The following is a 26,593-nucleotide window of genomic DNA, read 5'->3' as shown; positions in this document are numbered from 1 at the left end:
CTTTGTCTTTCTGCTGATCCTGATTTTCACCCCCGAATTCCAAGTGGCCATGAACGATATCTCCGCTCCCGAGCAATACGATCTGCAAACCGCCGCCCTGAAGGTGCCGCCGCACTCCATCGAGGCCGAACAGGCCGTGCTCGGTGGTCTGATGCTGGACAACAACGCCTGGGAACGCGTGTTGGATCAAGTGTCCGACGGCGATTTCTACCGGCATGACCACCGTTTGATCTTTCGCGCCATCGCCAAGCTGGCCGACCAGAACATGCCCATCGACGTGGTCACCCTGTCCGAGCAGTTGGACAAGGAAGGCCAGACTTCGCAGGTCGGCGGCCTGGGCTATCTGGGCGAGCTGGCGAAGAACACCCCGTCGGTGGCCAACATCAAGGCCTATGCGCAGATCGTTCGCCAGCGGGCAACCCTGCGCCAGCTGATCGGCATCAGCACCGAGATCGCCGACAGCGCCTTCAACCCCGAAGGCCGCACCGCCGAGGAGATCCTCGACGAGGCCGAGCGGCAGATCTTCCAGATCGCCGAAGCGCGGCCCAAGACCGGCGGCCCGGTGGGGGTCAATGAACTGCTGACCAAGGCCATCGACCGCATCGATACCCTGTTCAACACCGACAACGCCATCACCGGCCTGTCCACCGGCTACACCGACCTCGACGAGAAGACCAGCGGCCTGCAACCGGCCGACTTGATCATCGTCGCCGGCCGTCCGTCCATGGGTAAGACCACCTTCGCCATGAACCTGGTGGAGAACGCGGTACTGCGCAGCGACAAGGCGGTGCTGGTGTACTCCCTGGAGATGCCAGGCGAATCGCTGATCATGCGTATGCTGTCTTCCCTGGGCCGCATCGACCAGACCAAGGTCCGTTCCGGCCAACTGGAAGATGACGACTGGCCGCGCCTGACGTCGGCGGTCAACCTGCTCAACGACCGCAAGCTGTTCATCGATGACACCGCGGGCATCAGCCCTTCGGAAATGCGCGCGCGGACCCGGCGCCTGGTTCGCGAGCACGGCGATATCGCGCTGATCATGATCGACTACCTGCAGCTTATGCAGATCCCGGGGTCCAGCGGTGACAACCGGACCAACGAGATTTCCGAGATCTCCCGCTCCCTGAAAGCCCTGGCCAAGGAATTCAACTGCCCGGTGGTGGCCTTGTCCCAGCTCAACCGCTCCCTGGAACAACGCCCCAACAAGCGCCCGGTGAACTCCGACTTGCGGGAATCCGGAGCGATCGAGCAGGACGCCGACGTGATCATGTTCGTGTACCGCGACGAGGTGTATCACCCGGAAACCGAGCACAAGGGCATTGCAGAGATCATCATCGGCAAGCAGCGGAACGGCCCGATCGGCTTTATCCGCCTGGCGTTCATCGGCAAGTACACCCGTTTCGAGAACCTCGCGCCGGGCAGTTACAACTTCGACGACGACGAATAACGGCGCACGCCATGGTGGTGGCCGCCTGTGGCGAGGGAGCTTGCTCCCGCTGGGTCGCGCAGCGGCCCCATGTCCAGTCGTCACCCAGCTTCAGATAAATTGTCAGCACCGCCACTGCGCCAGCCGCCCGCGTGACATGAAAATGAATTCCGACCCTTTTGGTCGGAATTGGTTATTTTTTGTGCTATATTCCGCGCCCGCGAATTTTCCTGATACCCATCGCGTCCCTATTCAAGCCAACACCGGTCATCGACATGCAAGCAGCCAAGCCGTTATTTGACTATCCCAAGTACTGGGCCGAATGTTTCGGGCCAGCGCCATTCCTGCCCATGAGCAGGGAGGAGATGGATCAGCTCGGCTGGGATTCGTGCGACATCATCATCGTCACCGGTGATGCCTACGTCGATCACCCGTCGTTCGGCATGGCGATCATCGGCCGGCTGCTGGAGTCCCAGGGCTTTCGCGTGGGGATCATCGCCCAGCCCAACTGGCAGTCCAAAGACGACTTCATGAAGCTCGGCGAGCCGAACCTGTTCTTCGGGGTCGCCGCCGGCAACATGGACTCGATGATCAACCGCTACACCGCCGACAAGAAAGTCCGCTCCGACGACGCCTATACCCCCGGCGGCCTGGCGGGCAAGCGCCCGGACCGCGCCAGCCTGGTGTACAGCCAGCGCTGCAAGGAAGCCTACAAGCATGTGCCGATCGTCCTCGGCGGCATCGAAGCCTCCCTGCGCCGCATCGCCCATTACGACTACTGGCAGGACCGGGTGCGCAACTCGATCCTGATCGACGCCAGCGCCGACATCCTGCTGTACGGTAACGCCGAGCGGGCCATCGTCGAAGTGGCCCAGCGCCTGTCCTACGGCCACAAGATCGAAGACATCACCGACGTGCGCGGCACCGCCTTCATCCGCCGCGACACGCCCAAGGACTGGTACGAAGTGGACTCCACCCGTATCGACCGCCCGGGCAAGATCGACAAGATCATCAACCCCTACGTCAACACCCAGGACACCGCCGCCTGCGCCATCGAGCAGGAAAAAGGCCCGGCCGAAGACCCCAACGAAGCCAAGGTGGTGCAGATCCTCGCCAGCCCGCGCATGACCCGGGACAAGACCGTGATCCGCCTGCCGTCCATGGAGAAGGTACGCAACGACCCGGTCCTGTACGCCCACGCCAACCGCGTGCTGCACCTGGAAACCAACCCGGGCAACGCCCGCGCCCTGGTGCAGAAACATGGCGAAGTGGACGTGTGGTTCAACCCGCCGCCCATTCCCATGACCACCGAGGAAATGGACTACGTGTTCGGCATGCCGTATCAGCGCATTCCGCACCCGGCCTATGGCAAGGAAAAGATCCCGGCCTACGAGATGATCCGTTTCTCGGTGAACATCATGCGTGGCTGCTTCGGCGGCTGTACCTTCTGCTCCATCACCGAGCACGAAGGGCGGATTATCCAGAACCGTTCCGAAGAGTCGATCATTCGCGAGATCGAAGAAATTCGCGACAAGGTTCCCGGTTTTACCGGGGTGATCTCCGACCTCGGCGGCCCGACCGCGAACATGTACCGCATCGCCTGCAAAAGCCCGGAGATCGAATCCGCGTGCCGCAAGCCGTCCTGCGTGTTCCCCGGCATCTGCCCGAACCTGAACACCGACCACTCGTCGCTGATCCAGCTGTACCGCAGCGCCCGTGCCCTGCCCGGGGTGAAGAAGATCCTCATCGCTTCCGGCCTGCGCTATGACCTGGCGGTGGAATCGCCGGAGTACGTCAAGGAGCTGGTGACCCACCACGTCGGTGGCTACCTGAAGATTGCCCCGGAACACACCGAGGAAGGCCCGCTCAACCAGATGATGAAGCCGGGCATCGGTACTTATGACCGCTTCAAGCGCATGTTCGAGAAGTACTCCAAGGAAGCGGGCAAGGAGCAGTACCTGATTCCGTACTTCATCGCCGCCCACCCGGGCACCACCGATGAAGACATGATGAACCTGGCCCTGTGGCTCAAGGGCAACGGCTTCCGCGCCGACCAGGTGCAGGCGTTCTACCCGTCGCCGATGGCCACCGCCACCGCCATGTACCACTCGGGCAAGAACCCGCTGCGCAAGGTCACCTACAAGAGCGACGGCGTGACCATCGTCAAGAGCGAGGAGCAACGCCGCCTGCACAAGGCCTTCCTGCGCTATCACGATCCGAAGGGCTGGCCGATGCTGCGCGAGGCCCTGCTGCGCATGGGCCGTGGCGACCTGATCGGCCCGGGCAAGCACCAGCTGATTCCGGCCCATCAACCGGCCACCGACAGCTACCAGAGCGCCCGGCGCAAGAACTCGACCCCGGCTGGCAGCCACAAGGTGGCCAAGGAAACCCGGATCCTCACCCAGCACACCGGCCTGCCGCCGCGTGGCAGCGACGGCGGCAATGCCTGGGACAAGCGCGAGCAGGCCAAGGCTGCGGCGTTCGCCCGCAACAAGCAGGCCGCCAAGGAGCGTGCCGACGCCGCCAAGGGCAAAGGCAAGAAGCCGACCCGCAAGCCGGTGGTACCGCGCTAAACCCACAAAACGCCAGCCGCCGAGCTGGCGTTTTGCTTTTAGGGCGCTGGATTTTTTTGCCCGAGCGCGGGCAACAAATCGCCAGGGCTTTGTTAAGGTTGCCGGGTTTTTATCGCCCTAGTGCCGGGATGGCTTGAGGCCATCAGGCAGCTTTCAATCGCCAGACCAAGGATGAATCCCGTGACCAGCTCGTTAGCCGCCATTGGCATGGACTCCAGCCCTTCGCAGTTTCTTGCCCGCCAACGTATCGAAAGCCAGATCAACCTGCCGCGCCTGTTCGCCGCGATTGACGCCGACCCAGCGATTGTCGGCGCCGGGGTGGTGTACATCGATGCCGACTTCAACGTGGTGACCCTGCGCGAATTCAAGCCGATCTGCAGCATCACGCCCAAGCGCATCATCCTGCGGGAGGCGAAGAAGTACATCGCGCCCCAGCAGTTCGTCGATCAAGTGAAGAACAACCCCCGGGAATCCCGCCTGGCCACCGAATCGTTCAACACCACGCTGTCCTGCACCGCCGCGGTCATCGGCTGGCTGGTGGTGTTCAGTGGCAGCATCGCCGTGCCGTTCACCGCCGGCGCCAGCGCCTGGATGGTCGGCCTGGGAGTCACCGTCGCCGCGGCGGGCACCGCCCAGTGCGCCATCGGTGGCGCCCGGGTGATCAACGAGATCCAGGACCCGGCGGCCAATGACCGCATGGACGACGCCGAGTGGTACAACACCGTCTCGCCGATCCTCGACGGCATCTCGCTGGTGGGTGTCGGCGGTTCGGCGCTGACCACGGTCAAGCTGCTCAAGGCCAGCAAGGCCGCTGGCACCGGCAAAAGCTGGGTGCAGTTGCTCAAGGGCCTCAATCGCCAGGAGCGGGCCAAATTGACCAAGGAGTTGCTCAGCCTGCGCGACCCCAGCCTGACGCCCAAACTGCTCAAGTTGCAGCAACGGGCAGGGGGGCTGCCCAAGCGCTACTCGTCGGCGCAGATCAAGCACGCCACCCTGACGCAGATGAAGGACGCCCTGGGCGCCGCCCTGAGCACCGCCGGCAGTTACAGCTCCGGCAACCTGGGCACGGTGAAGACCCTGGCGGTGGGCCTCTACGAGGAGTTCGACCAGTGATTGGCGGCGGCCGCATGGGCGAGTTCCTCGCGCGTTATTTTCCGATTTTCATGCTTACGGTGCTGCTCGGCTGCTTCAGCGCTTCGCTGCTGCTGTCCCTGTGCGCAACCACCTATTGGCGGGGCATGGCGCCGGTCCAGCGCGACGACTACCTGCTGCTGGGCCTGTTGCTGCTGATTCCGCTGCTGGTGCTGGGCAACCTGCTGATCGTGCGCGGTGTGGCCTGGGCGGTGTGGCTGGTGGCCGGCTACTTTCTGACCTGCCTGCTGCTGGTGGTGCCGATGATCCAGTACCGTCCGCACCAGGGCGTGTACCTGTGCGCCATGCTCGTGCCACTGCTCGGCCTGCTGTTGCTCAACAGCCGGCGGTACCGGGAGATGCGTGAACGCCTGCTGGAGATCCGCCACGAGCGTCGGCGCCTCCAGGCTGCCGCCAGGCAACCGCGCAAGCGCCGTTGATGCTGGCCCGGTCGTCGGGTGCATTTTCGTGCAATCCCTTGCACAGGGATGCACCGGTTGCGCGGTTTTGGTGCTGTACTGCCCCGAGTCGTTGAGCAAAACCCCCGGATCTGTGCGCTGGCATAAGTCTTGCGCGGGTCCATCCACCGCTCAGGCTCGCAGGAGGCACGCCGTGTCGATCCATGTCGCATTGCACCACGTCACGCACTATCGCTACGACCGCGCCGTCGAGCTGGGCCCGCAGATCGTCCGCTTGCGCCCGGCGCCCCACAGCCGCACGCGGATTCTGGCCTATGCCTTGAAGGTTGAGCCCGAGGAGCATTTCATCAACTGGCAACAGGACCCCCAGGGCAATTACCTGGCGCGCCTGGTGTTCCCGGAGAAAACCACCGAGCTGCGCATCGAAGTGGATCTGCTGGCGGAAATGGCAGTGTTCAACCCCTTCGATTTTTTCCTCGAGCCCTACGCGCAGCAGATCCCATTCAGCTACGCCGCCGATGAGCGGCGGGAGTTGGCGCCCTACCTGGAAACCCTGCCCCTGACCCCGACCTTCCAGGCCTACCTGGACGCCATCCCGCGCACGCCAGTGCCGACCGTGGATTTCCTGGTGGGCCTGAATCAGCGGCTCAGCGACGACATTGCCTACCTGATCCGCATGGAGCCCGGGGTGCAGAGCCCGGAGCAGACCCTGGTCAATGCGTCGGGCTCGTGTCGTGACTCGGCCTGGCTGCTGGTGCAGCTGCTGCGCCACCTGGGGTTGGCGGCGCGGTTCGTCTCCGGCTACCTCATCCAGCTGACCGCGGACGTCAAGGCCCTGGACGGTCCTTCGGGCACCGACGTGGATTTCACCGACCTGCATGCCTGGTGCGAGGTCTACCTGCCCGGTGCCGGCTGGATCGGCCTGGATGCCACCTCCGGGCTGTTTGCCGGGGAAGGGCATATACCCCTGGCCTGCAGCCCCGATCCTTCTTCAGCGGCGCCCATCAGCGGTCTGGTGGAGCCCTGCGAGTGCCAGTTCAGTCATGCCATGAGTGTCGAGCGGATCTGGGAAGCCCCCCGGGTGACCAAGCCCTACACCGATGAGCAATGGGCGGCGATCCAGGCCCTGGGGCGGCAGATCGACCAGGAGCTGCAGCAAGGCGATGTGCGCCTGACCATGGGCGGCGAGCCGACCTTCGTGGCCATCGACGATCCCGACGGCGCCGAATGGAACACCGCGGCCCTCGGGGCGAACAAGCGCCGCCTGGCCGGCGAGCTGTTCCAGCGCCTGCGCCAGCGCTACGCCCCCCAGGGGCTGGTGCACTTCGGGCAGGGCAAGTGGTACCCGGGGGAGCAATTGCCGCGCTGGTCGCTGAACGGCTACTGGCGGCGCGACGGCGTGCCGATCTGGCACAACCATGCCCTGATTGCCGACGAGCACCAGGATTACGCCGCCGATGCGCAACTGGCCGGGCGTTTTCTGGCCTCTGTCGCCGAGCGCCTGAAACTGCCGGCGCGCTTCGTGTTCCCCGCCTACGAGGACCATTTCTACTACCTGTGGTGCGAAGGCCGCCTGCCGCTGAACGTCAGCGCCGAAGACTCGCGGCTGGAAGACGCCCTGGAGCGTCAGCGGCTGCGCAAGGTGTTCAGCCAGGGCCTGGACAAGGTCATCGGCCAGGTACTGCCCCTGGCGCGCACGGCCAAGGGCGACCAGTGGCAGAGCGGGCGCTGGTACCTGCGCGACACCCACTGCCGCCTGGTGCCCGGGGATTCGCCCCTGGGCTACCGCTTGCCCCTGGCGTCCCAGCCCTGGGTGACGGCGGCGGAGTACCCCTTCATTCACCCCCAGGATCCGAACCAGGACTTTGCGGACCTGCCGGGCCCGTCGCAACTGGCGGATATCGCCGAGCCGGCGGCCGCCCAGGAGCGGGTTCCCGCGATCGACCAATCCGCCGACTGGCTGACCCGCACCGCGTTGTGCGCTGAGGCGCGGGAGGGGCGCCTGTACCTGTTCATGCCGCCTCTGGAGCGACTGGAGGACTACCTGCAACTGGTCAGCGTGATCGAGGCCAGCGCCGCCGAGTTGCAGTGTCCGGTGCTGCTGGAGGGCTACGAGCCACCGGCGGATCCGCGCCTGGGCAACTTCCGGGTGACCCCGGACCCGGGGGTGATCGAGGTCAACGTGCAGCCTTCGGTGAGTTGGGACGAGCTGGTGGAGCGCACCGAGTTCCTCTACGAACAGGCACGGCAGACCCGCCTGACCAGCGAGAAATTCATGATCGACGGGCGCCATACCGGCACCGGCGGCGGCAACCATTTCGTCCTGGGCGGCGCCACCCCGGGGGACTCGCCGTTTCTGCGCCGCCCGGACCTGCTGCGCAGCCTGATCAGCTACTGGCACAACCACCCGTCGCTGTCCTACCTGTTTTCCGGTTTGTTCATCGGCCCCACGTCCCAGGCGCCCAGGGTCGACGAGGCCCGTAACGATGCGCTCTACGAGCTGGAAATTGCCTTCGCGCAGATGCCCGCGCCGGGCGAGGAATGCCCGCCGTGGCGGGTGGACCGCCTGTTGCGCAACCTGCTGATCGATGTCACCGGCAATACCCACCGCGCCGAGTTCTGCATCGACAAGCTGTACTCGCCGGATGGCGCCACCGGGCGTCTCGGGCTGCTGGAGTTGCGCGCGTTCGAGATGCCGCCCCACGCGCGCATGAGCCTGGTCCAGCAGTTGCTGTTGCGGGCCCTGGTGGCGCGCTTCTGGCGCGAGCCCTACGCTCCGGCCCGGCTGGCGCGCTGGGGCACGCAGCTGCACGATCGCTTTCTGCTGCCGCATTTCATCGAGCAGGATTTCGCCGATGTGCTGCTGGAGCTCCAGGCCGCGGGCTATCCCTTGCAGGCCGAGTGGTTTGCCGCGCACCGGGAGTTTCGCTTTCCCAAGGTGGGCGACTATGCCGTCGGCGGTATCGAACTGGAGTTGCGTCAGGCCCTCGAGCCCTGGCATGTGCTGGGGGAAGAGGGCGCGGCCGGGGGCACGGTGCGTTACGTCGACTCCTCGCTGGAGCGCTTGCAGGTCAAGGTCAGCGGGCTGACGCCCGAGCGGCATGTGCTGACCTGCAACGGCGTGCCGGTGCCCTTGCAGCCCACCGGGCGGGTTGGCGAGTTCGTCGCTGGGGTGCGCTTTCGCGCCTGGCAGCCGGCCAACTGCCTGCAACCGATGATCCCGGTCCATGCGCCGTTGGTGTTCGACCTGCTGGATACCTGGATGCAGCGCTCGCTGGGCGGTTGCCAATACCATGTGGCCCACCCTGGAGGACGCAACTACGACAGCCTGCCGGTCAATGCCAATGAGGCGGAAAGCCGGCGCATGGCGCGCTTTTTCCGCCACGGCCACAGCCCCGGCAGCCTGCGGGCTGCGCCGCCGACCCACAACCAGGAAATGCCCATGACCCTGGATTTACGACGCTTTTAGTCCCGCTGCGACGCCCGCGATATAGCCATATCCGGGCGTCATGGCTGTGGGTTAATCTGCCTTTCCCTGCCGTCTGCCGAGTGTTCCATGCCTGACTTGCTAGACCGCTACCCGCTGACGGCGGGTACCTACCACGAGCTGCTGGATGACCAGGGTGCGGTGCGGGCGCACTGGCGGCGCCTGCTCGAACAGCTGCAGCGCAGCAGCCCCGCGCAACTGGCTCAGCGCCAGGCGCTGCTGACCCGGCAGATCCACGAGAACGGTGTCACCTACAACGTCTATGCCGATCCCAAGGGGGCCGACCGGCCCTGGGAGCTGGATTTGCTGCCCCATGTCATCCCGGTGGAGGAATGGCAGCAGTTGTCGGCCGGGATCGCCCAGCGGGCGCGCCTGCTCAATGCCGTGCTGGCAGACCTGTACGGCCCGCAGCGCCTGATCAGCGAAGGGCTGTTGCCTGCCGAGCTGGTGTTCGGGCACAACAATTTCCTCTGGCCGTGCCAGGGCATCCAACCGCCCGAGGCGACCTTCCTGCATCTGTATGCGGTGGATCTGGCGCGCACCCCCGATGGTCGCTGGTGGGTCACTGCCGATCGGACCCAGGCGCCGTCGGGGGCCGGTTATGCCCTGGAAAATCGCATGATCGTGTCCCGGGCCTTTCCCGATCTGTACCGCGACCTGCAAGTGCAGCATCTGGCCGGCTTCTTCCGCACCCTGCAGGAAACCCTGGCCCGCCAGGCCCCCCGGGATGCCGAGGCGCCGCTGATCGTGCTGCTGACTCCGGGGCGTTTCAACGAGAGTTACTTCGAGCACCTGTACCTGGCGCGCCAGCTGGGCTATCCGCTGGTGGAAGGCGGCGACCTGACGGTGCGCGACGCCACGGTCTACCTCAAGACACTCAGCGGCCTGCGTCGGGTGCACGCCATCATGCGGCGCCTCGACGATGATTTTTGCGATCCCCTAGAGCTGCGTACCGATTCGGCCCTGGGGGTGCCCGGCCTGCTCGACGCCGTGCGCCAGGGCCGGGTGCTGGTGGCCAATGCCCTGGGCAGCGGGGTACTGGAGTCTCCCGGGCTGCTGGGCTTCCTGCCGAAGATCAGTCAGTTCCTGCTGGGCGAGGAGTTGCTCCTGCCGTCCATCGCCACCTGGTGGTGTGGTGAGGCGCCTGTGCTGCAACAGGCCCTGGAAAAGCTTCCGCAGTTGTTGATCAAGCCGGCGTTTCCATCCCAGAGCTTTACCCCGGTGCTGGGCCGCGACCTAAGTCCCGAGCAGCGCCAGCGCCTGGCCGAGCGCATGCGCGCGCGGCCGTATGCCTATGTCGCCCAGGAGCTGCCGCAACTGTCCCAGGCGCCGGTCTGGCAGGCCGAGGACGGCCGGCTGCAAGCCCGGGCGATCGGCATGCGGGTCTATGCGGTGGCCAGTGATGAAGGCTACCGGGTCCTGCCCGGCGGCCTGACCCGGGTCGCCGCCGACGCTGACGCCGACGCGGTGTCGATGCAGCGCGGCGGCGCCAGCAAGGACACCTGGGTGCTGGGGGAACGGGCCCCCAGCGGCGAGCAGTGGAAGGCCCAGCGCACCATTGGCGTCTACGATCTGGTGCGTCGCGACCCCTACCTGCCATCGCGGGTGGTCGAGAACCTGTACTGGTTCGGCCGTTACTGCGAGCGCTGTGACGACAGCGCGCGGTTGTTGCGGATCATGCTGGCGCGCTACGTCGATGGCGATGACCCGCAAGCCTTGCGCGCCGCGGTGGACCTGGGGGAAAGCCTGATGCTGCTGCCGGAGGAGGGCGAGTTGCCCGAGCGCCTGCTGGCGGCCCTGCTGGGCGAGGACTGGTCGTTCAGCCTGCGTTCCAACCTGCAGCGCCTGCAGTGGGCGGCGTCCCAGGTGCGCGGCAAGCTGTCCCGGGAAAACTGGCAGGCCCTGGTGGAGTTGCAGCGCGAGGCCCAGGAGCTGGATACCCAGGAGCCGGACTTCGGAGAGCTGCTGGACTTTCTCAACCGCCTGGTGATGTCCCTGGCGGCGCTTTCGGGCTTTGCCCTGGACGACATGACCCGGGACGAAGGTTGGCGCTTCCTGATGATCGGCCGGCGTATCGAGCGCCTGCAATTTCTCAGCAGCAGCCTGGCGGCCTTCCTGCGGGGCACCGCGGCCTTCGATCAGGCGGGCCTGGAGTGGCTGCTGGAGTTGGGCAACAGCAGCATCACCTATCGCTCGCGTTACCTGGCCGTGGCGCAGTTGATCCCGGTGCTCGACCTGTTGCTGCTCGACGAGCAGAACCCCCACGCGGTGCTGTTCCAGCTCAAGCTGGTGACCCGCACCCTCAAGCGTCTGAATGACGACTTCGGCGTGCCGCGCGACCTGGCGCTGCCCAAGCTGGTGGAGCGCCTGGCGCATTTCGATCTGGGCTGCCTTGAGAACTCGCTGTTCGGCCAGGCCAGCGTGCGGGCGGCGCTGGAGGGGCTGGCGGACCTTTTGCAGGAGATCGCCGAGGTCAGCGGACAGGTTTCCGATCGCCTGGCCCTGCGGCATTTCGCCCATGTGGATGATGTCAGCCAGCAAACGGTGTCGGTCTGATGAGCGCTCGTTACCAGATATTCCACGATACCCATTACCGCTATGACAGCCCGGTGTCCCTGGCCCAGCAACTGGCGCACCTGTGGCCCCGGGCCTGTGCCTGGCAACAGTGCAGCGAGCGGCAGTTGCTGATCAGCCCCGAACCCACCAGCCGCCGCGACGAACAGGATGTGTTCGGCAATCCCCTGACCCGGCTGGCTTTCGAACGGCCCCATGATGAGTTGCAGGTCAACGCCCAGCTCAGCGTCGAAGTGCTGGACCGGCCGCCCCTGGACTTCGCGGCTTCCGAGGCCTGGGACGCTGCCCGCAACAGCCTGAGCTACAGCGGCAGGCCCCTGGCGCCTCAGGTGCTGGATGCCTGCCGTTATCGCTTCGAGTCGCCTTATGTGCACCTCAAGCAAAGCTTCGTCGAGTTTTCCGCCAGCTGTTTTCCCCCGGGCCGACCCTTGCTGCTGGGCGTCCAGGCGTTGATGGAGAAAATCTTCAGCGAGTTCACCTTCGATGCCGAGGCGACCCAGGTGGCCACGCCCCTGGTGGAGGTGCTGGAGCGCCGCCGTGGGGTGTGCCAGGACTTCGCGCACCTGATGCTCGCCTGCCTGCGTTCGCGAGGGCTGGCGGCGCGCTACATCAGCGGCTACCTGCTGACCCAGCCACCGCCGGGACAGCCGCGGCTGATCGGTGCCGATGCTTCCCATGCTTGGGTTTCAGTGTTTTGCCCGGTGCTGGGCTGGGTGGATTTCGACCCGACCAACAATGTGCAGCCGGCGTTGGAACACATCACCCTGGCTTGGGGCCGGGATTTTTCCGATGTGTCGCCGTTGCGGGGAGTGATTCTGGGAGGGGGCAGCCATGACCCTGATGTCCGGGTCACCGTCATGCCCCTGGCATGACGCGGCCATCTCCAATCGTGTAGGCGCCGGCTTGCTGGCGAAGACGGCGTAGGGCTGGAAGGCGCTTTCGCTGGCAAGCCAGCTCCTACGGGGCAGGTCAGGCCTGGGGGGCCTGGGGTTCGGTGTCGTCGATGCTCACTTCAGGATCCGCATCCGCTGCGTTGCTTTCTTCGGCGGCGGCTTTCTTGCGTTGCAGCTTTTCCTCTTTCTTCTGTTCCTTGGCCAAGTCACGTTGACGTTTGGCGAAGGAGTAATTGGGTTTGGCCATGGGCGATCCTCTGGGGTCGAAGGTGAGGTTGAGCGGCGCGTATTCTGCCTGTAATCGGGTGTTGACCGTTAACTGGGTTTGCTGTCGGCCCACTTGTCCGCCACCGACGGTTTCCAGGCGTCCAGGGCATCCAGCAGGCTGGCGGGCGAGTCGCTGATTTGCAGCATGTCACGGTGCGGGGCGCGGACGAAGCCTTCGCCGACGATATGGTCGAGAAAACCGCTGAGTTTTTCGTAGAAGCCGCTCACTTCCAGCAGGCCCAGGGGCTTGTGGTGATAGCCCAGCTGGCCCCAGGTCCAGACTTCGAACAACTCTTCCAGGGTGCCCAGGCCCCCGGGCAGGGCGATGAAGGCATCGCTGAGTTCGGCCATGCGCGCCTTGCGCGCGTGCATGCCGTCCACCACTTCCAGGCGGGTCAGGCCGTTGTGGCCGATTTCCTTGTCTTTCAGGCTTTGCGGAATGATCCCGATGACCTCGCCGCCGGCCGCCAGGGCTGCATCGGCGACGATGCCCATCAGGCCCACCGCGCCGCCGCCGTAGACCAGGGTCAGCTTGCGCTCGGCAATGGCCCGGCCCAGGGCCTGGGCGGCTTCACGATACAGAGGGTTGGTGCCGGTGCTGGCGCCACAGAATACACAGACAGATGTTAACGACATGCCTTACTCCGAGGTCATTGAGGGCCTCAGAGTAAAGGCAGGCAGGCGTGGCTCCAAGCATTAAACCTCGCGTTGCGGGGTTTCATGGGTGCCGCTGGCACCACAGGCGTAGGCGGCGAGCAAGCTGCGAAACAGGCTGTTGAAGGGCATGACCAAGGCTCCGGAAAGTGCAGGTGGGCGCAGTTTAGGGAGCACGTTGGGCACTGGCTGTTTAATTGTCTCGATCGGCCCGATAGCAGAGAGTTGTATACAATTTTTTGATGCACATCATAGGAACTTGGGAGAAATTCAGGCAGTCTTCGGTCCCATGGATTCAGATGGATTTTGTTAACCCTGCCTTGGAGATTCACCATGTTTGCCAAACTCGTTGCGGTATCCCTGTTGACACTGGCCAGCAGCCAATTGATGGCTGCCGAATGCAAGGTCGATGTCGACTCTACCGACCAGATGTCCTTCAACACTAAGGAAATCACCATCGACAAGAGCTGCAAGACCTTCACCGTGAACCTGACTCACTCCGGCAGCCTGCCGAAGAACGTCATGGGCCATAACTGGGTCCTGAGCAAAACCGCAGACATGGCCGGCATCGCCACCGACGGCATGGCCGCTGGCATCGACAAGAGCTACCTGAAGGAAGGCGACACCCGCGTCATCGCCCACACCAAGATCATCGGTGCCGGCGAGAAAGACTCGGTGACCTTCGATGTGTCGAAGCTGACTGCGGGCGAAAGCTACCAGTTCTTCTGTTCGTTCCCAGGCCACAACTCGATGATGAAAGGCGCTGTGATCCTGAAGTAAGCATCAGGCCCAGCTGCACAAAAAAGCGCCCCTCGGGGCGCTTTTTTGTGGGTGCATCTGTAGGAGCGGGCTTGCCCGCGAACAGGTCCTTGAGCCTTGTGCAGCATCAAGCGGCCCTTTCGCCGGCAAGCCGAGTCCTACAGAACGAGGTGGGTCATGGGGCAAAGGGCATCACGCGTTTGTGCTGGGTCTTGCGGTAGGTGTCGCAGATGATCTTGAAGGCTTCCTCGCGCACCGGCTGGCCGTGCAGGAAGGCGTCTATCTCGGCATAGGTGACGCCGTGGGACGCTTCATCCGGTTTGCCCGGGGACAGGTCTTCAAGGTCGGCGGTAGGGACTTTTTCCACCAGGGATTCCGGCGCGCCGAAATAGCGGGCAATGGAGCGCACCTGGTTCTTTACCAGTCCGCTCAGGGGCGCCAGGTCGCAGGCGCCGTCACCGAACTTGGTGAAGAAACCCATCACCGCTTCGGCGGCGTGGTCGGTGCCGATCACCAGGCCCTGGGCGGCGCCGGCTATGGTGTACTGGGCCACCATGCGCATCCGTGCCTTGGTGTTGCCGAGGACGAAGTCCCGGGACACCGCGTGCTGCCCTTCGAAGGCCGCCACTTCACTGGCCAGGGCCTTGACCGCCGGGCCGATGTTCACCGTGTGGCGCTCGTCGGGGTTGATGAAGTCCACCGAGGCTTGGGCGTCGTGTTCGTCGAACTGGGTTTCATAGGGCAGGCGCACCGCGATGAAGCGATAGCTGTCGTCACCGCTGCGTTCGCGCAGTTCACGCATCGCGCGCTGGGCCAGCAGGCCGGCGGTCAGCGAGTCGACGCCGCCGCTGATGCCCAGGACCAGGGACTTGAGCCCGGAATTGACCAGGCAATCCTGAATAAAACCGATGCGTCGGGCGACTTCCGCCTCCAGGGCGGCGTGGTCGGAAAAAGGGGCTTGGACCTTGAGCTGCTGCGCAATCTCACGCTGTACGGCTTGCATGATTCACTCCTTGCCAGGTTGGGCAGGTACTTGGAAAACGTGGCGCAAGTAAGCGACGAAGTTGGGATCCTTGCAATGGGTCTTGCCCGCTTCATCGGAGATCTTGGCGACGGGCTGGCCATTGCAGGCGGCCATTTTAAGCACGATGCTCATTGGCTCGACACCGGGAATATCACAGGTCAGGTTGGTGCCGATGCCAAAGCTGACGTTGATCCGCCCGCGCAGCGCGCGGAATATTTCCAGGGCCCGGGGCAGGGTCAGGCTGTCGGAGAACACCAGGGTCTTGCTCATCGGCTCGATGCCCAGCTTGTGGTAGTGGGCGATGGCTTTTTCCGCCCAGAGGATCGGGTCCCCGGAGTCGTGGCGCAGACCGTCGAACAGCTTGGCGAAGAACAGATCGAAGTCACCGAGGAAGGCATCGGTGGTGATGCAGTCGGTCAGGGCGATGCCCAGCAGGCCGCGGTATTCCCGGACCCAGCAGTCGAGGGCGGCGATCTGGCTGTCGATCAGCCGTGGCCCCAGTTGCTGGTGGGCCATGATCCATTCGTGGGCCATGGTGCCCAGGGGCTTCATGTTCAGCTCGCGGGACAGGTGCACGTTGCTGGTGCCGACAAAACGCCCGGGGAAATCGTGCTTGAGCACGTTCACCACTTCTTCTTGAACCCGGTAGGAAAAGCGTCGGCGGGTGCCGAAATCCGCCATTTGCAGCTCGGACAGTTCCTCGCTGCTGGCGTTGGCGGTCAGCCAGTCGAACTTGCGATACAACTGTTCCCGGGCCTGCACCAGCTGGATCTCGCGGTAGCGGTAGCGGTTACGCACTTCGCTGATGATGGCCAGCATCGGCACTTCGAACAGGATCACGTGCAGCCAGGGGCCGCGCAGACGGATGAACAACTCGCCGTCCTCGATGCCGGTGTGCACGTAGCGCAGGTTGAAGCGGAACAGCCCGAGAAAACGCAGGAAATCCGGCTTGAGAAAGCTGATGCGTTCGAGAAAGCCCAGCTGGTCGGCGCTCAGGCTGAGTTCCGCCAGGCGCTCGAACTGGTAGCGGATCTCTGCCAGGTACGGCCGCAGGTCTTCGCTGTTACGGCAACGAAACTCCCATTCCACTTCCACGTTGGGGTAGTTGTGCAGCACCGCCTGCATCATGGTCAGTTTGTAGAAGTCGGTGTCGAGCAGGTTCTGCACGATGCGATCGGCAAACACACTCTCGCTCATAACGGGAATCTCCATGCTGGCCGCGACGGACAGCGGCGGCTTCAGCTCTTTCAATGAAGGCGCTAGTGGCGCATAGACGTCCTGCGCTTGACCAGCGATTTTTGCGGCGGGCCATTCTCCTGCCGTAGGAGCTGGCTTGCCAGCGAACGGCTCTTCAGCCTTGTGCAGGGCTCAAGGGCTCCATCGCCGGCCAGCCGGCGCCTACGGGAGGGGAACGTCGTTGTGTTCGAGCATCCAGCGCACGAAGTCGCGGACCTTGGGCACTTCCGCCGAGTGCTCGGGGTAGGCCAGGTAGTAGGCGTCCTGGCTGGGCATGGCGTACTTCCAGGCGATCACCAGCTTGCCCTCGGCCAGTTCCTCTTCCACCAGGAAGCGCGGCAGCAGGGCCACGCCACAACCGACCTGGGCGGCGCGGATGCACATGTAGAAGGTTTCGAAGCGCGGGCCGTGATAGCTGTGTTCGGTCTGGTAGCCCTGCTGTTCGAACCATTCGTGCCAACCCTGGGGCCGCGAGGCGTTCTGCAGCAGCACCAGTTCGGTCAGTTGCCGCGGGTCGGTCAAGGGTTCGGCGGGCAGGCTGTCCGGGGCGCAGACCGCCACCAGTTCCTCGCTGAACAGCTTCAGGCTTTCGGTGCCGGGGCGCGCGCCCTGGCCGAAGTAGAACGCCAGGTCGGCGTGGCCCTGGAGCAGTTCGTCCGGCTCCTGCTCGTTGCACAGGTCCAGGTGGATATGCGGGTGGCGCAGGCGCCAGCCCTTGAGGCGCGGCACCAGCCAGCGAGCGCCGAAGGTGTAGGGCGTGGACACCCGCAGCACTTCGGTTTCGCCGCCATAGGAGCGCAGGTAGTGGGTGGACATCTCCACCTGGGTGAGGATCTTGCGCACTTCCACCAGGTACAGATCGCCGGCCGGGGTCAGTTGCAGGCGCCGCCGCACCCGGCGGAACAGCAGGTGCTGCAGCAGCTCTTCCAGTTGCGCCACCTGTTTGCTCACCGCGCTCTGGGTCAGGTTGAGTTCCTCGGCGGCGCGGGTGAAGCTCAGGTGCCGGGTCACGGCCTCGAAACACTGCAGGGCGGTGATCGACGGCAGGTAGCGTTTGTTCAGCATGGGTGGTCCTTGTTCTTATCGGTGCTGGATACCGGCTCAGCATGAATAAACGGAATGATATCTCGCTTAAAGGTCGTTTGTTGGCAAGTCTCGGGCCAGCTACAACTACAGGCCTTGATGGCCGTCACGGCGGCCTGGATCTTTCGCGTTCATCTGTCAGGAGTAACCCCATGGTTGCCGCATTGCTTGATCGTCTGGGTGTCAACCCGGCCCTGTACCAATCGGGCTCCCAGCCTGTGCATTCGCCCATCGACGGCAGCAAGATCGCCGCGGTGAACTGGCAGGGCGCCGCCGAGGTGGAGCAGCAGGTCAGTCGTGCAGAGCATGCTTTCGCCCTGTGGCGCAACGTGCCGGCACCCCGTCGTGGCGAGCTGGTGCGGCAATTCGGTGAGGTGCTGCGCGAGTACAAGGCCGACCTGGGGGAACTGGTGTCCTGGGAAGCCGGCAAGATCACCCAGGAAGGCCTGGGGGAAGTGCAGGAGATGATCGATATCTGCGACTTCGCCGTCGGCCTGTCGCGCCAGCTCTACGGCCTGACCATCGCTTCCGAGCGCCCGGGCCACCACATGCGTGAAACCTGGCATCCCCTGGGCGTGGTCGGGGTGATCAGCGCCTTCAACTTCCCGGTGGCGGTCTGGGCCTGGAACACCGCCCTGGCGCTGGTCTGCGGCAACCCGGTGATCTGGAAGCCTTCGGAGAAGACCCCGCTCACCGCCCTGGCGTGCCAGGCGTTGCTGGAGCGGGTGCTGAAGAACTTCCAGGACGCTCCCGAGTACCTGAGCCAGGTGATCATTGGCGGCCGCGACGCCGGCGCCGCCCTGGTGGACGATCCGCGCGTGGCCCTGATCAGCGCCACCGGCAGCACCCGCATGGGCCGCGAAGTGGCGCCGAAAGTCGCCGCGCGCTTTGCCCGCAGCATTCTTGAACTGGGCGGCAACAACGCCATGATCCTCGGCCCGAGCGCCGATCTGGACATGGCCGTGCGCGCCATCCTGTTCAGCGCCGTCGGCACCGCCGGCCAGCGCTGCACCACCTTGCGCCGGTTGATTGCCCACGAGTCGGTGAAAGAAGACATCGTCACCCGGCTCAAGGCGGCCTACTCCAAAGTGCGCATCGGTCACCCCCTGCAGGGCAACCTGATCGGCCCGCTGATCGACAAGCACAGCTTCGATGCCATGCAGGACGCCCTGGAACAGGCCCTGAGCGAAGGCGGCCGGGTCTTTGGCGGTCAGCGCCAGTTGCAGGAGCAGTTCCCCAATGCCTACTACGTATCGCCGGCGATTGTCGAAATGCCGGAGCAGAGCGATGTGGTGTGCAGCGAAACCTTCGCCCCGATCCTCTATGTGATCGGCTACAACGACTTCGAGGAAGCCCTGCGCCTGAACAATGCCGTGCCTCAGGGCCTGTCGTCCTGCATCTTCACCACCGACGTGCGTGAAGCCGAGCGGTTCATGTCGGCGGTGGGCAGCGACTGCGGGATTGCCAACGTCAACATCGGCCCGAGCGGCGCGGAAATCGGCGGCGCCTTCGGTGGCGAGAAGGAAACCGGCGGTGGTCGTGAGTCCGGCTCCGACGCCTGGCGCGGCTACATGCGACGCCAGACCAACACCGTCAACTACTCCCGGGAACTGCCGCTGGCCCAGGGCATTACCTTCGATTGAGTCTTTTCGCGAGCAAGCTCGCTCCTACGGGGAGGTTTGTAGGAGCCAGCTTGCTGGCGAACAGCGGTCAATGCGTTTCAGCGTCTGTGGTTCGTTGATTTCGGAGTCTGGCAATGGCGCTACAAGAACAATGTCTATGGGAAAAACTGACCCCGCAGCGGCCTGACAACGCCCCGCTCAAGGGCGAGCTGACGGCGGATGTGTGCATCATCGGCGCCGGTTTCACCGGCCTGTCGGCGGCGGTGCATCTGCTGGAGCAGGGCAAGCGGGTCTGCGTGGTCGAGGCTCATCGCGCGGGGCAGGGCGGGTCGGGGCGCAACGTCGGGCTGGTCAACGCCGGTATGTGGATCCCGCCGGACGAGATCGAGGCCGGTTTCGGCGAGCAGGTGGGCAGCCAGCTCAACCGCATGCTCGGCGCCGCGCCGTCCCTGGTGTTCAGCCTGGTGGACAAGTACCAGATCGATTGCCAGTTGCGCCGCGAAGGCACCTTGCACATGGCCCATAACGCCCGTGGCGAGGCCGACCTGCGCAGTCGCGAAGAACAATGGAAGCGCCGTGGCGCCCCGGTGGAGCTGTTGACCGGCGCGGCCTGCGAGCAGGCCACCGGCACCCGCAAGATCGCCGCCGCGCTGCTCGACCGGCGTGCTGGCACCCTCAATCCGATGGCCTACACCACCGGGCTGGCCAAGGCCGCGGTCAAGCTCGGCGGCCAGCTGTTCGACCATTCCCCGGTGACCCGCCTGGAGCGCCAGGGCCAGCGCTGGTCGGTGCAGAGCGAGCAGGGTTCGGTGCTGGCCGAGCAGGTGGTGATCGCCTCCAACGCCTACACCGAAGGCGACTGGACCGAGCTGCGGCGCAATTTCTTCCCCGGCTACTACTACCAGGTGGCTTCCGCGCCGCTCACCGAAGAGGCGGCCCGGCAGATCCTGCCCGGTGGCCAGGGCTCCTGGGATACCCGGCAGGTGCTGAGCAGTATCCGCCGGGATGCCGATGGGCGCTTGCTGCTGGGCAGCCTGGGCAATGGCAACCAGAAGCCTCTGTGGTTCCTCAAGGCCTGGGCCGACCGGGTGCAGCAGCACTACTTCCCTTACCTCAAGCCGGTGCAGTGGGAATGCACCTGGACCGGCTGCATCGCCTTCACCCCCGATCACCTGATGCGCCTGTTCGAACCGGCCCCCGGCCTGGTGGCCGTCACCGGTTACAACGGCCGTGGGGTGACCACCGGCACCGTGGTCGGCAAGGCCTTCGCCGACTACCTGTGCAACGGCGATCCCCAGGCACTGCCGATTCCCTTCGCACCCATGCAACCCCTGGCCGGCGTGGGCCTGCGCAGTTGCCTGTACGAAGCCGGTTTTTCCCTCTATCACGCGGGCCAGTGCCTGCGGATCGTGATCTGAACAAGGAAATAAATAGCCGCAGACGACGCTTTTCGATGCAGCGACTAGCCTGTAATGGTGCGGCTCGTAGCAGTCCCGCACCAGCAGTGTGCAGTTCGGTGACGCGGGCTGTTACAGCAAGGTTGCACGTTGAATTGTGTCGCGGTTGCAATGATGGCACGCATGGGTTGCGCCCATTAAAAAGCAGGGTTTCACCTTCCGCGGTTTAGACGGTTGCACGCCCAATAAAAAAGGGCTCGAAACAGTCGAAATAACAATAAGACAGCGACTTTTTTCAGAATAAAAAACCACTGGCACGGCGCTTGCTCTGAGCAACCTTAGTGAAGTCGCAGTGCCAACTAAAAAAACCTTGGAGCACCACCTCATGTCCCAGACGTTTTACAAGAAAGGCTTTCTGGCCCTCGCAGTGGCAACTGCGCTGGGTGTTTCTGCGTTTGCTCAAGCCGACCTGAAGATCGGTGTAGCGGGTCCCATGACAGGCGCCAATGCGGCATTTGGCGAGCAGTACATGAAGGGTGCACAGGCAGCGGCTGACGAGATCAACGCCAAGGGCGGGGTCAACGGCGAGAAGATCGTGCTGGTCAAGGGCGACGACGCCTGCGAACCGAAGCAGGCGGTGGCGGTGGCCAACCGTCTGGTGGACCAGGACAAGGTCGCTGGCGTGGTCGGGCACTTCTGCTCCTCGTCGACCATTCCGGCTTCCGAGGTGTACAGCGACGCCGGCGTGATTGCCATCACCCCGGGCTCCACCAACCCGCAAGTCACCGAGCGCGGCCTGTCCGCGATGTTCCGTATGTGCGGGCGTGACGACCAGCAGGGCATCGTCGCCGGCGACTACATCGTCGACGTGCTCAAGGGCAAGAAAGTCGTGGTGCTGCACGACAAGGACACCTACGGCCAGGGCCTGGCGGACGCCACCAAGGCACAGCTGACCAAGCGCGGCGTGACCCCGGTGCTGTACGAGGGCCTGACCCGTGGCGAGAAAGACTTCAGCGCCGTGGTGACCAAGATCCGCGCTGCTGGCGCCGACGTGGTGTACTTCGGCGGCCTGCACCCGGAAGCCGGTCCGCTGGTCCGCCAGCTGCGCGAGCAGGGCCTGAAGGACGTCAAGTTCATGTCCGACGACGGCATCGTGACCGACGAGCTGGTGACCACCGCCGGTGGCCCGCAATACGTTGACGGCGTGTACATGACCTTCGGCGCCGACCCACGCCTGCTGCCCGACAGCAAGGCGGTGGTGGATGCTTTCCGCAAGGCCGGCACCGAGCCTGAAGGCTACACCCTGTACGCCTATGCCTCGGTCCAGGCCCTGGCCGCCGGCTTCAACGGCGCCAAATCCAACAAGGGCGAAGACGCCGCCAAATGGCTCAAGGCCAATCCGGTGAAAACCGTGATGGGCGAGAAGTCCTGGGACGCCAAGGGCGACCTGAAGATCTCCGACTACGTGGTCTATCAGTGGGACAAGGACGGCAAGTACCACCAGCTGGAAAAACAGAAGTGACCTGAGTCCGAGCGAACCGGTACTACCCCCTGGTGCCGGTTCGTGTTCGTGCAGTACTTGCCTTTTCTCGTAGAGCTGCACAACGGACGTGTTGCGCGGGCCGGTGATCCCTGCCCGTCGCTGACGCCCTGTGCCGTCTCTCAAGTCCGTGAGATTGCGTTATGGATGGTATTTTCCTGCAGCAACTGATCAATGGACTGACCCTCGGGTCTGTCTATGGTCTGATCGCCATCGGCTACACAATGGTCTATGGCATCATCGGCATGATCAACTTCGCCCACGGCGAGGTTTACATGATTTCCGCTTACCTCGCGGCAATCAGTCTGGCTCTGCTGGCCTACTTCGGCATCGAATCCTTCCCGCTACTCATTCTCGGCACCCTGATCTTCACCGTGGTGGTGACAGGGATTTACGGCTGGGTCATCGAGCGTGTGGCCTACAAACCCCTGCGCAACTCCACCCGCCTGGCACCGCTGATCAGCGCCATCGGCATCTCGCTGATCCTGCAGAACTACGCGCAGATCAGTCAGGGCGCCAAGCAGCAAGGGGTTCCGACCCTGCTGGCCGGGGCCTGGAAAGTCGACATCGGCACCGGCTTCGTGCAACTCACCTACACCAAGATCTTCATCCTGGTGGCGGCGTTCGCCGGCATGGCGCTGCTGACCTACATCATCAAGTACACCAAGCTGGGGCGCATGTGCCGGGCCACCCAGCAAGACCGCAAGATGGCCTCGATCCTCGGCATCAACACCGACCGGGTGATCTCCTATGTGTTCGTCATCGGCGCGGCCATGGCGGCCCTGGCCGGGGTGCTGATCACCATGAACTACGGCACCTTCGACTTCTATGCCGGCTTCGTGATCGGCATCAAGGCGTTCACCGCGGCGGTGCTCGGCGGCATCGGTTCGCTGCCCGGAGCGATGCTTGGCGGGATCATCCTCGGGATCTCCGAGTCGCTGTTCTCCGGCTTGATCAACTCCGACTACAAAGACGTGTTCAGTTTCTCGCTGCTGGTGCTGATCCTGATCTTCCGTCCCCAAGGCCTGCTGGGTCGCCCACTCGTGGCGAAGGTGTAAGTATGTCTGCTGCCAATAAACCGATTGATATCAAAAAGAGCGTCATCGACGCCGTGCTCGCCGGGCTGATCTCGCTGATCGTCTTCGGCCCCATCGTGGGCGTGGTGCTCGACGGCTACAGCTTCAACCTGCAACCGACTCGCGTGGCGTGGCTGGTGGCGATCGTCATGGCCGGCCGCCTGGCCCTGAGCCTGTTCCTGCAAACCCCCAAGGGCCTGAAGATTCTCCAGGGCTTCGAGACCACCGGTTCCGGGGTGCATGTGCTGGCGCCGGACTACAAGTCGCGGCTGCGCTGGATCATCCCGGCGCTGATCGTGATCGCCATCGTGTTCCCGTTCTTCGCCAACAAGTACCTGCTGACCGTGGTCATCCTCGGCCTGATCTATGTGCTGCTGGGCCTGGGACTGAACATCGTGGTGGGCCTGGCGGGGCTGCTGGACCTGGGCTACGTGGCGTTCTATGCCATTGGCGCCTACGGCCTGGCCCTGGGTTACCAGTACCTGGGCCTGGGCTTCTGGACCGTGCTGCCCCTGGCGGCGATTGCCGCGGCGCTGGCGGGGTGCATATTGGGCTTCCCGGTGCTGCGAATGCACGGCGACTACCTGGCCATCGTGACCCTGGGCTTTGGCGAGATCATCCGCCTGGTGCTCAACAACTGGCTGTCCTTCACTGGCGGCCCCAATGGCATGCCGGTGCCTTCGCCGACCTTCATGGGCCTGGAGTTCGGGCGCAAGGCCAAGGACGGCGGTGTGCCGTTCCACGAGTTCTTCGGCCTGGAATACAACCCCAACCTGAAGTTCCTGTTCATCTACATCGTGCTGTTCATCGTTGTGCTGCTGGTGCTCTACATCAAGCACCGGCTGACCCGCATGCCGGTGGGCCGGGCCTGGGAAGCCCTGCGCGAGGATGAGATCGCCTGCCGCGCCATGGGCCTGAACCATGTGCTGGTGAAACTCTCGGCCTTCACCATCGGCGCTTCCACCGCCGGTCTGGCCGGGGTGTTCTTTGCCAGCTACCAGGGCTTCGTCAACCCGTCCTCCTTCACCTTCTTCGAGTCGGCGCTGATCCTCGCCATCGTGGTCCTGGGGGGCATGGGCTCCACGGTGGGCGTGGTGATCGCGGCCTTCGTCCTGACCGTGGCCCCGGAGCTGCTGCGCAGCTTCTCCGAGTACCGGGTGCTGCTGTTCGGCATTCTCATGGTGTTGATGATGATCTGGCGACCGCGAGGGCTGATCCGCATCAGCCGTACCGGGGTCACTCCACGCAAAGGTGCTCTGACTGAGGGGAACGCGCCATGAGCGAATACATTCTTTCGGTCGAGAATTTGATGATGCACTTCGGCGGCATCAAGGCCCTGAGCGACGTCAGCCTGAAGGTCAAGCGCAACTCGATCTTCGCCCTGATCGGCCCCAACGGCGCCGGCAAGACCACGGTGTTCAACTGCCTGACCGGCTTCTACAAGGCCTCCGGCGGGCGCATCGAGCTCAATACCCGGGGCCAGCAGACCAACGTCATCAAGCTCTTGGGCGAGCCGTTTCGCGCCAGCGACTTCGTGTCGCCGAAAAGCTTCGCCAGCCGCCTGTACTACAAGATGTTCGGCGGCACCCACCTGGTGAACCGGGCCGGGCTGGCGCGGACTTTCCAGAACATTCGCCTGTTCAAGGAAATGTCCGTGGTGGAGAACCTGCTGGTGGCCCAGCACATGTGGGTCAACCGCAACCTGCTGTCGGGCATCCTCAACACCAAGGGTTACCGCAAGGCCGAAAGCGCCGCCCTGGACCACGCCTTCTACTGGCTGGAAGTGGTGGACCTGGTGGACTGCGCCAACCGTCTGGCCGGCGAGCTGTCCTACGGCCAGCAACGGCGCCTGGAGATCGCCCGGGCCATGTGCACCCGGCCGCAGATCATCTGCCTCGACGAACCGGCCGCCGGCCTCAACCCTCAGGAAACCGAAGCGCTGAGCGCGATGATCCGGCTGCTGCGCGACGAGCACGATCTGACCGTGGTGCTGATTGAACACGACATGGGCATGGTGATGAGTATTTCCGACCACATCGTGGTGCTCGACCACGGCAACGTGATCGCCGAGGGCGGACCGGAGGCGATCCGCAACGATCCGAAGGTGATCGCCGCCTACCTGGGTGCCGACGAAGAGGAGCTGGTATGAGTCAACCTATCCTCGAACTCAAGGACCTGGACGTGTACTACGGCCCGATCCAGGCCCTGAAGAAAGTCTCGCTGCACATCAACGAAGGGGAAACCGTGAGCCTGATCGGCTCCAACGGCGCCGGCAAATCGACCCTGCTGATGTCGATTTTCGGCCAGCCCCGGGCGGAGTCCGGGCAGATCCTCTATCGCGGTGTGGACATCACCCACAAGTCGTCCCACTACATCGCCTCCAACGGCATCGCCCAGTCCCCGGAAGGGCGCCGGGTGTTCCCCGACATGACCGTGGAAGAGAACCTGCTGATGGGCACCATTCCCATTGGCGACAAGTACGCCAATGAGGACATGCAGCGCATGTTCGAGCTGTTTCCGCGGCTCAAGGAACGGCGTACCCAGCGGGCCATGACCATGTCCGGCGGCGAGCAGCAGATGCTGGCCATTGCCCGGGCGCTGATGAGCCGGCCCAAGTTGCTGTTGCTGGATGAACCGAGCCTGGGGCTGGCGCCGATCGTGGTGAAACAGATCTTCGCCACCCTGCGCGAGCTGGCGGCCACCGGCATGACCATCTTCCTGGTGGAGCAGAACGCCAACCACGCGCTGAAGCTCTCTGATCGCGCCTACGTGATGGTCAACGGCGAGATCCGCCTCAGCGGCACTGGCAAGGAGCTGCTGGTCAACGAGGAGGTGCGCAACGCTTACCTGGGCGGTCACTGACGGCCCGCTGTGTGGATAAAAATGCCCCGCCGGCTCCCGCCGCCGGGGCATTTTTTATCCACAGCGGCGACCCGTCTTGCAGGCGCTGGCCGGCCAGCGCAACGACCCGCGCCGATGGCCGCTATCCAGCGGCGGCTGTGGGTTCGAGGTGCGTCGGCAAGCCGGCTGCTGCGCGCTTGGGCAGAGTGCGTTCGGACAAGGGCCACTCACGTAGGACAATTGTGGACAACATTATTCGCAAGCTGGTAAAGCGCGGCATAAAGACGCTGCAAACAGTTGTTTTTCCACCGTTTTGACTTGTCCCCGTTTGCTGTGGAGCGGGCTGTGGGTAACGTGGGAGTAGCTGGCTGAAGGCCTTTATTTACGTGGCTTGCAGGCGATTGTGTGTTTTTTGACCAGGGCTTTTGGAGTGGCTCGTGGACGCAATTGTCAACCTTTTTATTGTCGCAGCCAGACCCTGCCAAAGGCTTGGATAAGCCTGTGGATAAGTCTGTGACTAAACTCTGGAAAGACCGCGCTGAGCAGCGTGGTTGCTGGCCTCTGGCCTTATGCACTTTGACCGCGCGGTCA

General features: G+C 64.0%; 20 protein-coding genes. 15 read left to right on the top strand and 5 right to left on the bottom strand.

Going from position 1 to position 26,593, the window contains the following annotated elements; translation table 11 throughout:
• Positions 1-49 precede the first annotated feature (49 nt).
• The 7 genes from dnaB to GWQ44_RS13295 all read left to right on the top strand — a co-directional run bounded on the left by dnaB (position 50) and on the right by GWQ44_RS13295 (position 12,482).
• Positions 50-1,447 (top strand): replicative DNA helicase, encoded by a 1,398-nt coding sequence (gene dnaB, locus GWQ44_RS13325; protein ID WP_007921486.1) that lies wholly within the window; start codon positions 50-52, stop codon positions 1,445-1,447.
• A gap of 254 nt (positions 1,448-1,701) precedes the next feature.
• Positions 1,702-3,999 (top strand): YgiQ family radical SAM protein, encoded by a 2,298-nt coding sequence (locus GWQ44_RS13320; protein WP_060837271.1) that lies wholly within the window; start codon positions 1,702-1,704, stop codon positions 3,997-3,999.
• Between the two features lie 180 nt (positions 4,000-4,179).
• Positions 4,180-5,112 (top strand): hypothetical protein, encoded by a 933-nt coding sequence (locus GWQ44_RS13315; RefSeq protein ID WP_042940825.1) that lies wholly within the window; start codon positions 4,180-4,182, stop codon positions 5,110-5,112.
• Complete coding sequence (locus GWQ44_RS13310; RefSeq protein ID WP_275927536.1) at positions 5,109-5,570, top strand: hypothetical protein; 462 nt, start codon at positions 5,109-5,111, stop codon at positions 5,568-5,570. The genes GWQ44_RS13315 and GWQ44_RS13310 overlap by 4 nt, the downstream gene beginning before the upstream one ends.
• Before the next feature lie 172 nt (positions 5,571-5,742).
• Positions 5,743-9,018 carry a transglutaminase family protein gene (locus GWQ44_RS13305; protein WP_275927535.1) on the top strand — a complete coding sequence of 1,092 codons (3,276 nt, stop codon included), beginning with the start codon at positions 5,743-5,745 and terminating at the stop codon, positions 9,016-9,018.
• A gap of 87 nt (positions 9,019-9,105) precedes the next feature.
• The gene (locus tag GWQ44_RS13300; RefSeq protein ID WP_275927534.1) at positions 9,106-11,592 is read left to right on the top strand and encodes a circularly permuted type 2 ATP-grasp protein; all 2,487 of its coding nucleotides are present in this window, start codon (positions 9,106-9,108) and stop codon (positions 11,590-11,592) included.
• Positions 11,592-12,482 (top strand): transglutaminase family protein, encoded by an 891-nt coding sequence (locus GWQ44_RS13295; RefSeq protein WP_047301364.1) that lies wholly within the window; start codon positions 11,592-11,594, stop codon positions 12,480-12,482. The genes GWQ44_RS13300 and GWQ44_RS13295 overlap by 1 nt, the downstream gene beginning before the upstream one ends.
• A 97-nt stretch (positions 12,483-12,579) precedes the next feature.
• On the opposite strand, the gene GWQ44_RS13290 is transcribed toward GWQ44_RS13295, so the two are convergent.
• Both GWQ44_RS13290 and GWQ44_RS13285 read right to left on the bottom strand, forming a co-directional pair.
• Positions 12,580-12,750 (bottom strand): hypothetical protein, encoded by a 171-nt coding sequence (locus tag GWQ44_RS13290; protein ID WP_016966114.1) that lies wholly within the window; start codon positions 12,748-12,750, stop codon positions 12,580-12,582.
• 68 nt (positions 12,751-12,818) lie between these two features.
• Positions 12,819-13,406, bottom strand: a complete 588-nt coding sequence (locus tag GWQ44_RS13285) for a TIGR00730 family Rossman fold protein (RefSeq protein WP_016966113.1) — start codon at positions 13,404-13,406, stop codon at positions 12,819-12,821.
• Between the two features lie 351 nt (positions 13,407-13,757).
• On the opposite strand from GWQ44_RS13285, the gene azu reads away from it, so the two are divergent.
• The gene (gene azu / locus GWQ44_RS13280) at positions 13,758-14,204 is read left to right on the top strand and encodes an azurin (RefSeq protein WP_047301366.1); all 447 of its coding nucleotides are present in this window, start codon (positions 13,758-13,760) and stop codon (positions 14,202-14,204) included.
• 154 nt (positions 14,205-14,358) lie between these two features.
• Here azu and nadE read toward each other — a convergent pair whose 3' ends face one another.
• The 3 genes from nadE to GWQ44_RS13265 all read right to left on the bottom strand — a co-directional run bounded on the left by nadE (position 14,359) and on the right by GWQ44_RS13265 (position 17,508).
• A complete protein-coding gene (gene nadE, locus GWQ44_RS13275; RefSeq protein ID WP_047301368.1) occupies positions 14,359-15,186 on the bottom strand; it encodes an ammonia-dependent NAD(+) synthetase in 828 nt (275 codons plus the stop codon).
• Positions 15,187-15,189: 3 nt separating this feature from the next.
• Positions 15,190-16,404, bottom strand: coding sequence for a nicotinate phosphoribosyltransferase (pncB, locus tag GWQ44_RS13270; RefSeq protein WP_016967879.1), 1,215 nt, complete (start codon positions 16,402-16,404; stop codon positions 15,190-15,192).
• Positions 16,405-16,605: 201 nt separating this feature from the next.
• A complete protein-coding gene (locus GWQ44_RS13265; protein ID WP_275927533.1) occupies positions 16,606-17,508 on the bottom strand; it encodes a LysR substrate-binding domain-containing protein in 903 nt (300 codons plus the stop codon).
• Between the two features lie 170 nt (positions 17,509-17,678).
• Here GWQ44_RS13265 and GWQ44_RS13260 point away from each other — a divergent pair, with 170 nt between their 5' ends.
• The 7 genes from GWQ44_RS13260 to GWQ44_RS13230 all read left to right on the top strand — a co-directional run bounded on the left by GWQ44_RS13260 (position 17,679) and on the right by GWQ44_RS13230 (position 26,023).
• Complete coding sequence (locus GWQ44_RS13260; protein ID WP_103739551.1) at positions 17,679-19,169, top strand: aldehyde dehydrogenase family protein; 1,491 nt, start codon at positions 17,679-17,681, stop codon at positions 19,167-19,169.
• Between the two features lie 113 nt (positions 19,170-19,282).
• Positions 19,283-20,566 (top strand): FAD-binding oxidoreductase, encoded by a 1,284-nt coding sequence (locus GWQ44_RS13255; RefSeq protein ID WP_275927532.1) that lies wholly within the window; start codon positions 19,283-19,285, stop codon positions 20,564-20,566.
• A gap of 364 nt (positions 20,567-20,930) precedes the next feature.
• Positions 20,931-22,067 carry a branched-chain amino acid ABC transporter substrate-binding protein gene (locus tag GWQ44_RS13250; protein WP_016967874.1) on the top strand — a complete coding sequence of 379 codons (1,137 nt, stop codon included), beginning with the start codon at positions 20,931-20,933 and terminating at the stop codon, positions 22,065-22,067.
• A gap of 161 nt (positions 22,068-22,228) precedes the next feature.
• Positions 22,229-23,143, top strand: a complete 915-nt coding sequence (locus GWQ44_RS13245; protein WP_011058967.1) for a branched-chain amino acid ABC transporter permease — start codon at positions 22,229-22,231, stop codon at positions 23,141-23,143.
• A 2-nt stretch (positions 23,144-23,145) separates the two neighbouring features.
• Positions 23,146-24,441 (top strand): high-affinity branched-chain amino acid ABC transporter permease LivM, encoded by a 1,296-nt coding sequence (gene livM / locus GWQ44_RS13240; protein ID WP_275927531.1) that lies wholly within the window; start codon positions 23,146-23,148, stop codon positions 24,439-24,441.
• Positions 24,438-25,310: an ATP-binding cassette domain-containing protein gene (locus GWQ44_RS13235; RefSeq protein WP_016967872.1), complete on the top strand. Its 873-nt coding sequence runs from the start codon at positions 24,438-24,440 to the stop codon at positions 25,308-25,310. Before livM ends, GWQ44_RS13235 begins: the two co-directional genes overlap by 4 nt.
• Entirely contained in the window at positions 25,307-26,023 is a 717-nt protein-coding gene (locus GWQ44_RS13230; protein ID WP_016967871.1) for an ABC transporter ATP-binding protein, read from the top strand. Before GWQ44_RS13235 ends, GWQ44_RS13230 begins: the two co-directional genes overlap by 4 nt.
• Positions 26,024-26,593 lie beyond the last annotated feature (570 nt).

The organism is Pseudomonas sp. 3MA1, assembly GCF_029237275.1.
Taxonomy (GTDB): Bacteria; Pseudomonadota; Gammaproteobacteria; order Pseudomonadales; family Pseudomonadaceae; genus Aquipseudomonas; species Aquipseudomonas fluorescens_AP.
Note: the sequence above shows the minus strand (reverse complement) of the source record. Positions and strands in the feature narration are given on the sequence as shown.

What these genes read in the sequence shown, in the direction of transcription:
- dnaB (WP_007921486.1), top strand. Translation starts at nt 50, where the DNA reads ATGAACGATATCTCCGCTCCCGAGCAATACGATCTGCAAACCGCCGCC.
- GWQ44_RS13320 (WP_060837271.1), top strand. Translation starts at nt 1,702, where the DNA reads ATGCAAGCAGCCAAGCCGTTATTTGACTATCCCAAGTACTGGGCCGAA.
- GWQ44_RS13300 (WP_275927534.1), top strand. Translation starts at nt 9,106, where the DNA reads ATGCCTGACTTGCTAGACCGCTACCCGCTGACGGCGGGTACCTACCAC.
- GWQ44_RS13295 (WP_047301364.1), top strand. Translation starts at nt 11,592, where the DNA reads ATGAGCGCTCGTTACCAGATATTCCACGATACCCATTACCGCTATGAC.
- GWQ44_RS13290 (WP_016966114.1), bottom strand. Translation starts at nt 12,750, where the DNA reads ATGGCCAAACCCAATTACTCCTTCGCCAAACGTCAACGTGACTTGGCC.
- GWQ44_RS13285 (WP_016966113.1), bottom strand. Translation starts at nt 13,406, where the DNA reads ATGTCGTTAACATCTGTCTGTGTATTCTGTGGCGCCAGCACCGGCACC.
- azu (WP_047301366.1), top strand. Translation starts at nt 13,758, where the DNA reads ATGTTTGCCAAACTCGTTGCGGTATCCCTGTTGACACTGGCCAGCAGC.
- nadE (WP_047301368.1), bottom strand. Translation starts at nt 15,186, where the DNA reads ATGCAAGCCGTACAGCGTGAGATTGCGCAGCAGCTCAAGGTCCAAGCC.
- pncB (WP_016967879.1), bottom strand. Translation starts at nt 16,404, where the DNA reads ATGAGCGAGAGTGTGTTTGCCGATCGCATCGTGCAGAACCTGCTCGAC.
- GWQ44_RS13265 (WP_275927533.1), bottom strand. Translation starts at nt 17,508, where the DNA reads ATGCTGAACAAACGCTACCTGCCGTCGATCACCGCCCTGCAGTGTTTC.
- GWQ44_RS13260 (WP_103739551.1), top strand. Translation starts at nt 17,679, where the DNA reads ATGGTTGCCGCATTGCTTGATCGTCTGGGTGTCAACCCGGCCCTGTAC.
- GWQ44_RS13255 (WP_275927532.1), top strand. Translation starts at nt 19,283, where the DNA reads ATGGCGCTACAAGAACAATGTCTATGGGAAAAACTGACCCCGCAGCGG.
- GWQ44_RS13250 (WP_016967874.1), top strand. Translation starts at nt 20,931, where the DNA reads ATGTCCCAGACGTTTTACAAGAAAGGCTTTCTGGCCCTCGCAGTGGCA.
- GWQ44_RS13245 (WP_011058967.1), top strand. Translation starts at nt 22,229, where the DNA reads ATGGATGGTATTTTCCTGCAGCAACTGATCAATGGACTGACCCTCGGG.
- livM (WP_275927531.1), top strand. Translation starts at nt 23,146, where the DNA reads ATGTCTGCTGCCAATAAACCGATTGATATCAAAAAGAGCGTCATCGAC.
- GWQ44_RS13235 (WP_016967872.1), top strand. Translation starts at nt 24,438, where the DNA reads ATGAGCGAATACATTCTTTCGGTCGAGAATTTGATGATGCACTTCGGC.
- GWQ44_RS13230 (WP_016967871.1), top strand. Translation starts at nt 25,307, where the DNA reads ATGAGTCAACCTATCCTCGAACTCAAGGACCTGGACGTGTACTACGGC.